Below are 8087 nucleotides of genomic sequence, written 5' to 3' on the forward strand. Positions count from 1 at the left end.
ATCGCCGGACATCACCTGTTTAGGGTGATGTCTGAAGGCGGTCTGCCGACGGAATCGTCCGTTTCGAGCAATCGGTATAAAACCCACGCTGATCGCCAATGCCGCGCTATTGCGGGCTGCGTGGCCTGTTCATTGTTAATCTCGCAATACCAGTGGCGAGCAGAGCCCAGTGGGAAGAGAGTGGACATGTCGGAAGCTCTAACAGACTCGAGCGCCGTTTCGCGCGGGAATCTCGATTCGGTCCGCGCAATCGCGCGGATAGGTCCCGAGCGCACCCTTGATGAATTGTTCGATGATCAACCCGGTGTGCTCGTGCTCCTCAGCGCACCTGGTGGGTACGGCAAGACAACCTTTCTCGAGCAATGGCTGAGTCGACGCGCACCGTCTGAACCGGTCGGTCAGGTGATGTGGGTGGGGGTCGACGCGTTCACCTTCGACAGCAACATCCTCGAGGCGACCGCGGGTCCGCAGCTGCCCGAGGCCACGGGCGCCGGCGGTCCGGTCACGGTAGTGGTCGATGACGCCCACACCGTGACGGACCCCCTTGCGCTCGACGCCTTCCATCGCTTCTTGCGCCATCGTCCTCCGAACGTGAACGTGGTGGTCGCCGCACAATATGATCCACCACTGATCTGGCAGTACCTGATCGGCGACGGGGTCGGCGCCCGGATCGGGCGCGAGGATCTGGTGCTGACCACAGCAGAGGTCGATCGGATACTGCGGCAGCACGGCCTCAGACCGACCACCGATCAGGTCGCGCGGGTCCGGCAGCTGACCGGTGGGTGGGCGATCCTCGTCCGGATGGCGGCGGTGTTCTTGGCGCCCCGAACCGATGTCGAACTGGGATTGCTGGAGCTCGCGGGGTGCCCGAAACTCATATCCGACTTCTTACGGCGTGAATTCGTGGAGGTGATGACGCCCCGCGTGCGTCGTCTCGTGACGCGGCTGTCGAGTGTGCCGGTTTTTGACGCCGACCTGGCCAGGGCCATCGACGGCGCGGATGCTGATGCGTACATCCCCGAGATCGTCGGACTGGGCGTCGTGGTGGCGGTTCCGTCGGACAGTCACGATGCGATCCGGTACCGATTCGTGCCTCTGATCGCGACGTACCTGCGCGGCGAATTGCAGCGCACCGATCCCGAACTCGGGCGCACCTTGCAGGTGAGGGCGGTGCGCTGGGCCTCGGCGCACCGGCGTCCGGCGGAAGCGATTGATTACGCGGCCCACCTCGGTGACGCGGAGCTGTTGAGACAGACGATCTTTCACAGCGGGGTCGAATTGATCCTGCAGGGGCGGCGCGATCAGGTGCTGGCAGTGCTCGACGGTTGCGGCATCGCACTCGGCGAGGATCCGATCGCGGTGGTGCTTCGGGCGCTGGCCGCCATGGAGCACGGCGACCATCGCTACGCCGCGTCGTACCTCGACTGTGTGGTCCTCGCAGACGTCGACCTCCCGTTCGACGGCGGGAGTCTGCTATACCGGACCTTGCTGCTGGATGTGGCGCTGGAGCGCGGTGAACCAGATCTCATCGACCTGGCCGAGGATGTCGCATTGTCCGTCGGCGACCGGGGGTGGGCGGTACATGCGTACGCCCATACGGTCCTCGGGGCGGTCTACACCCGGGTGGGCCGATCCGCCGACGGTGAGTTGTCGTCGATCCGCGCCATCGCCCTGGCCAAATCGGCCGGACTGAATCGTTTGGTTGTGCGCGCCATGTCCAATCGGGCATCGGTGGCGGGCGGGCGGGGGCTGCCGGCGCTGATGGAGGATCGTGCCCGGTATGCGCTGTCCTCTGTCCGTGAAGCCTCCCTGGCCGATCCGTTGGTTGCCGCGTCGCCCTACGTGCCGCGTCTGCATGTCGCGGAAGCATACGGCCGTTTCATGCAGGGCAAGCCACTCGACGTCCTCGGCGCCGAACAGGCCGGGGACGTCACCGAAGGGGGAGAGGTGTTCAGCGTGCTGGGTCACCACGTACCGATCGCCCTGAACATCCTGAAGTTCGACGGTTCGACGAATCGGCTCGTCCTGACAGCAGCGGCCTACAGTGGTGCGTCGGCGTCACTGGTGTCGACTCCCACTGCGTTCCCGATACTTTTCCTGCTTCCGCGGGTTACCTATATGTGTATGTCGGTGAAGCGGTTCGACTGGGCGCGTGACCTGGCCCGAAAAGCCGAGCGCGTATTCGGCTGCTCGGACGAGGTCAGACTCATCGATGCGGCCATCGAGGTCGAAGAGGCCCACCCACAGGTGGCGCGAAAGCTGTTGAGTCCCTTGCTCGAGAGTGTCGAGGCACAACCTCAGACGGAGGCTGCGGCCTGGGCGCTCGAGGCACACGCGTGTGAGTTGGCCGGTATGACGAGCCAGTCGTATGCGGCGATCACCCGCGCGCTCGAGACGGCCGCCGAGCACGGGGTGATGCGTCCACTCGTCGAGGGTGGGGCAGGGGTCGCGAAGATCATCACGACATACCGTGGCAGTTTCGGCTCGGTCAACGCGTACGCCGATGCGGTTCTGGCGGTCATGTCCCGTGGCACGACGCGCGACTATCCGCCTCTGACCCGGGCAGAGACCCACGTCCTTCGCTTCCTGGCGACCGATCGGACCACCGAGGAGATCGCCGGCCTGATGCACTTGTCGGTGAACACCGTCAAGACGCACCTGCGGGGCATCTACCGGAAGTTCGACGTCCGCCATCGGCGTGACGCGGTGTCCGTCGGGCAGAGGCTCGGCCTGCTCTGACCTGGAGGTGCCAGTTCTTCCACCTGACAGGGTATGGTCGTCGGTGAACACTGAGACGGATGCTCAAATTCGTCTCACCCTGTTGCTTCCGAGGCAGGGTCGCCTGTTCAACGACACCTTGAGACCCTGAGCAGGAGGAGCGCGTGGCCACCACCTTGCCCCGTCAAGACACGACCGACCCGGGATTCCCCTCGGCCTTCCGTTATCCGGACGCATTACAGAATCGCCGCCTCGCGGCCGCGCGCCGGCTGGCCGTCAAGGTCACCGGCAAGGACCTCTTTCCGCCGGAGGAACATATCCGGACCTTCGCCGAAGACATGTTCCGCAGCGATCCGGTGGCGGAACGATTTGTCGACGAGGTGTACGGCGAGCTCGGGCCGCAGGCCGCGCGGGCGATCCTCGACAAGGCGCTGACGGAAGGTCTTGACGCAATCGAGAACCCACCCCCGGCGATGGTGGCGCTGTTCGAGGAGTTCGAAACCGTTCCGGAGTGGGTTGATCCCGAACTCATCGCCGAAGGTGAGGCCATCTGGCGTCGCTGGGGCACGTCGCTGTTCAGTGTGGCCGGCGGCATCACCCTGGAGATGTACACCGAGGCGGCCGTGGCCACACCGTTGTCCCTGGCCGGGGGATACGCCGGCGACAACGCCTTGCGCCGGTTCCTCGAGACCGCCAGATTCTGGATCGACGTCTCCGAACCCGAGGCGTTGCTCACGCCTGGCTCCCCCGGCCGTGCCACCGCGATGCGAGTGCGCGTGATGCACGTGTGGGTCCGGCGGACCGTGGCCGACCATCCGGAATGGGACACCGAACGTTGGGGCATCCCGATCAGCCAGTCGTACCAGCTGCTGACCTTGCTGGGCGGCAGCGTCGTGCCGGCATCGGCGTTGTGGCTGGTGGGTGTGCAGACCACCCCGCGTGAGATCCGCGTGCTGTTGCACTACCAGCGCTACCTCGGACACCTGCTCGGTGTGCGTACGCAGTGGTATCCCGAGACCATCGCGGATTCGTTCCGGCTCCTGGCGATGGTCGGCGCCACCCGAAGCCATGACGCCGGCGACCACGGTGCCGAGTTGATCGAATCGTTCCCCGCCGCGTTTGCTCCCCGCGACGGGCACACCGGTGTGCGTCGACTTCGTGAAAAGTACAACGCCGGAATCTATTCCGCGTACTCGGCGATCTACATGATGCCGTTCACGCGGCGTCGCTACCGCATGCCGAGCGCGTTCCCGTGGATCCTCTGGCTGATCGCCCGCTATCCGTTGGTGGCCGTGGTCGAGACCGCTCGCCGCGTATTCCCTCCGGTGTCGCGGATACACGAACGAATCATGCGCCGTCATCGGGAGAACTGGCATTCCGCACAGATGGAAGGCCGGGAAGCCGCATTCGAGGCCGGCAGCGCGCTGCGCCGCTGACCGTCGAAGCGGAGCGTCAGGGAAGGTTGCCGGCGGCGAACCGGTCGACGAACCAGACCGTTTCCTCGGTGCCGTGGGCACCCGCGCAGGGCCAGTCCATCGGGTCCGCGCCGCCGACACCGGCCGCCACCGCCTCGGCCTTCTCTGCGCCAGAGACGAGGAACCAGACTTCGCGTGACCGCGCGATCGCGGGCAGCGTCAACGTGATCCGGCCCGGAGGGGGCTTGGGTGAGTTCCGCACCGCGACCACTGCGGCCTGGCTCTCGCTGGTGGCGTCGGAGTGGGGGAACAGCGAATTGATGTGCCCCTCGCCGCCCATCCCGAGCAGATGCAGATCGAACTGCGGAACGCTTTCGCCGTCACCGGCACGATCTGCCAAACGCCGCGCGTAGTCGGCCGCGGCCGCGTCGATGTCGTCACCGAACTCACCGTCGGACGGGGCCATCTCGAAGACCCGGCCCGGACTGACCGCAACATGCTCCAGGAGTGCGGTGTACGCCTGTCCGGCGTTGCGGTCGGGATGATCGGCGGGCACGAAGCGGTCGTCACCGAAGTAGATGTCCACCGACGCCCAGTCGATGTCGCCGGAATCCTTCGCCAGCGCCTCGAGCAGGGCGACACCGTTGCTTCCACCGGTCAGCACCACCGAGGCGAAACCGCGGGCGGCCTGTGCCGCCGTCACGGTCGCGATGAATCGCTCGGCGACCGCGGCGACAAGGGCGTCCTTGTCGCCGAGGCGGACCACGTCTGGATGGATACTCATCGTTGAGCTATACCTCCTGATTTACGCACACACGAATACGAATACGAATACGAATACGTTGTCATGCGTGAATTTTGTCCTCGGCGCGGGTCAGGCCTGAAATGCCTTGCAGCGCCAAGTGATATGTCTCATCGGGATCGAGGCGGCGGAGCTCTTCTGCCAGGCAGCTGCGCAGTTCTCGGTCGGGGAGTGCCACCTTGCCATCCGGTTTGCCGGGAATGGAGATGATCGCCTGATTGCCCATACCGACACAGAGAACCAGCGGTCCGGACTCCCGGTTCACCGTCACCTGGAAACTGCCGACCGACCGTGTCACCGGAACACCGAGTGCCGAATGTAACCAGCCCGCAAGAAGTTCGACGGCGGCCAGATCGGCGGGACCACTGACCTCCACGTCGGTGATCGGGCTGTGCGGCGGCTGATCGAGGGCCGATGTGAGCAGTGCCCGCCACACGGTGATCCGCGACCAAGCGATGTCGGAATCGCCGGGGGAGTACGTGGCCAGGCGCTGAGCCAGCGTCGCCGCGACGTCGGTCGCCTTGGTGGAGTCGGTGATCCGGCGTTTACCGAGCTGACCGATCGGATCGGCGGCCGGGTTCACCGGACCGTGTCCGGGCCACCAGGTCACCACCGGGGTGTCGGGCAGCATGAACGGGATCACGACACTCTTGCCATGGTCGACCAGATCGCCGAACAGATGCAGGACAACCACTTCGGACGCGCCGGCATCGCCACCGACCCGGATCTGGGCATCAAGCCGCGACGGCCCGTTGCGGTCTGCTCGCGAGACCACGATGACACGACAGGGGTGTTCCCGACTGGCCTCGTTCGCGGCCTCGATGGCAGCTTCTGCCGGCTCACCCTCGTAGGTGCTGACCAGCAGCGTCAGGACGCGACCCGAGGTGAAGGCACCACCCGAGTCGCGGACCTTGATGAGTTCCTTGCTGATTGCGGTGGTGTTGGTGTCTGGCAATTCGACGATCATGTGGTGCGCTCCTTCGATGCGAGAGCGGTCAAGGACGACGCCATGCCCTGCCGTGCCGCGCCATCATGTCTTCTGCGGATTGCGGGCCCCAGGTTCCCGCCTCGTAGCCATCTGGTTTGCCGGACGCTGCCCAGTGTTCGAGCACCGGATCGAGGATCTGCCAGGACAATTCGACCTCGGCGTTCACCGGGAACAGTGACGGCACGCCGAGCAGGACGTCCAGGATCAGACGCTCGTAGGCCTCGGGCGAGGACTCGGTGAATGCCTGACCATAGGAGAAGTCCATGTTGACGTCCCGGACCTCCATCGACGACCCCGGGACCTTGGAACCGAACCGGAGTGTGATGCCCTCATCGGGCTGCACCCGGATCACCAGCGCGTTCTGGCTCAGCTCTTCGGTCATCGTCTGGTCGAACGGAAGATGGGGAGCCCGCTTGAACACGAGTGCGATCTCGGTGACCCGGCGACCCAGCCGCTTTCCGGTGCGCAGGTAGAACGGCACACCGGCCCACCGTCGACTGTCGACCTCGAGTGCGAGTGCGGCAAATGTCTCGGTGGTCGAGTCGTGCGCGAAGCCGGTCTCGTCCAGCAGTCCGGGAACCTTCTCGCTGCCCTGCCAACCGGCCTCGTACTGTCCGCGTGCGGTGTTCTCGTCGAGCGGCAGGATATTCCGGGTGGCCGAGAGGACCTTGATCTTCTCGGTCTGGAGTTCGTGCGGCTCGAAGGAGATGGGCTCCTCCATCGCCACCAGCGCCATCAACTGGATCAGATGATTCTGGATGACGTCTCGCGCCGCACCGATGCCGTCGTAATACCCGGCCCGGCCGCCGAGCCCGATGTCCTCGGCCATGGTGATCTGGACATGGTCGACGTAGTGCGAACTCCACACCGGGTCGAACAGCTGGTTGGCGAACCGCAGCGCCAGGATGTTCTGGACGGTCTCCTTGCCGAGGTAGTGGTCGATCCGGAACACCGACTTCTCCGGAAAGACCTTGTTGACCACGGCATTGAGCTCTTTGGCGCTCTCGAGATCGTGACCGAACGGCTTCTCGATGACCACCCGTCGCCAGGTGTCCTCCGTCTGGTCCGCCAGCCCCGAGCGCGAAAGTTGTTCACACACCACGGGGAAGGCGGCCGGCGGGATCGAGAAATAGAACGCGTGGTTGCCACCGGTACCGCGCTCGGTGTCGAGCTCCTTCAGCGTGTCACTCAACCTGTCGAAGGCGGCGCTGTCGTCGAAGGTTCCCTGGACGAACCGGAAACCCTCGCTCAACCGCTCCCACACGTCTTCCCGGAACGGTGTCCGGGCATGTTCGCGGACCGCGTCATGCACGACTCGCCCGAAATCCTCATGGTCCCAATCCCGGCGGGCGAAACCGACCAGGGCAAAACCGGGCGGTAACAGCCCCCGGTTCGCCAGGTCATACACCGCAGGCATCAGCTTGCGGCGGGCGAGGTCACCGGTCACACCGAAGATGACCAGGCTGCACGGACCTGCGATCCGTGGCAGCCGCTTGTCGCGTTCATCGCGCAGTGGGTTGACCCACTGGCCCGCGGGAGGGTTGGGCAAGGCCGATCAGCCCTTCGAACCCGCGGCCAGCTGCTCGGCGGTGGCGTCGAGCAGTTCCTTCCACGAGGCCTCGAACTTCTCCACACCCTCGGACTCGAGGACTGTGAACACGTCGGCCAGGTCGACCCCGGCGGCGGCAACCGCGTCGAAGACCTGCTGCGATGCCGGGCCCTGTCCGATGATCGATTCGGTGTTCACGACGCCGTGGTCGGCGAAGGCATCCATCGTCTTCTCGGGCATGGTGTTGACGGTGTTCGGTGCCACCAGCTCGCCGACGTAGAGCGTGTCGGGGTAGGCGGGGTCCTTGACACCGGTGGAGGCCCACAGCGGGCGCTGCGCGTTGGCGCCGGCCGCGGCCAGTGCGGTGAATCCGTCACCGCCGAAAACGGTTTCGTAGGCGGCGTAGGCGAGCCGGGCGTTGGCCAGTGCGGCCTTGCCCTTGAGTGCCTTGGCTTCGTCGGTACCGATCTTGTCGAGACGCTGGTCGATCTCGGTGTCCACCCGGGACACGAAAAACGATGCGACCGAATGGATCTTCGACAGATCGTGGCCTGCGGTCGTGGCCTGCTGCAGGCCCTCGATGTAGGCGGCCATGACTCCTTCGTAACGCTCGAC

General features: G+C 65.3%; 6 protein-coding genes. 2 read left to right on the forward strand and 4 right to left on the reverse strand.

The window, feature by feature from the left end; genetic code table 11:
• Nucleotides 1-186: 186 nt before the first annotated feature.
• Both VIQ49_RS14915 and VIQ49_RS14920 read left to right on the forward strand, forming a co-directional pair.
• Entirely contained in the window at nt 187-2739 is a 2553-nt protein-coding gene (locus tag VIQ49_RS14915; RefSeq protein WP_331885914.1) for a LuxR C-terminal-related transcriptional regulator, read from the forward strand.
• Between the two features lie 143 nt (nt 2740-2882).
• Nucleotides 2883-4154 (forward strand): oxygenase MpaB family protein, encoded by a 1272-nt coding sequence (locus VIQ49_RS14920; protein WP_331885916.1) that lies wholly within the window; start codon nt 2883-2885, stop codon nt 4152-4154.
• A 16-nt stretch (nt 4155-4170) separates the two neighbouring features.
• On the opposite strand, the gene pgl is transcribed toward VIQ49_RS14920, so the two are convergent.
• From pgl to VIQ49_RS14940, 4 genes are all read right to left on the reverse strand, one after another.
• Nucleotides 4171-4917, reverse strand: a complete 747-nt coding sequence (pgl, locus tag VIQ49_RS14925) for a 6-phosphogluconolactonase (protein WP_331885918.1) — start codon at nt 4915-4917, stop codon at nt 4171-4173.
• Between the two features lie 61 nt (nt 4918-4978).
• Nucleotides 4979-5902, reverse strand: coding sequence for a glucose-6-phosphate dehydrogenase assembly protein OpcA (locus tag VIQ49_RS14930; RefSeq protein ID WP_331885920.1), 924 nt, complete (start codon nt 5900-5902; stop codon nt 4979-4981).
• 28 nt (nt 5903-5930) lie between these two features.
• Complete coding sequence (zwf, locus tag VIQ49_RS14935; RefSeq protein WP_331885922.1) at nt 5931-7472, reverse strand: glucose-6-phosphate dehydrogenase; 1542 nt, start codon at nt 7470-7472, stop codon at nt 5931-5933.
• A gap of 6 nt (nt 7473-7478) precedes the next feature.
• Nucleotides 7479-8087, reverse strand: a 609-nt coding sequence (locus VIQ49_RS14940) for a transaldolase family protein (protein WP_331885924.1), incomplete at its 5' end; no start/stop codon positions are given.

Origin of the sequence: Williamsia sp. (genome assembly GCF_036566845.1) — a bacterium.
GTDB lineage: Bacteria > Actinomycetota > Actinomycetes > Mycobacteriales > Mycobacteriaceae > Williamsia.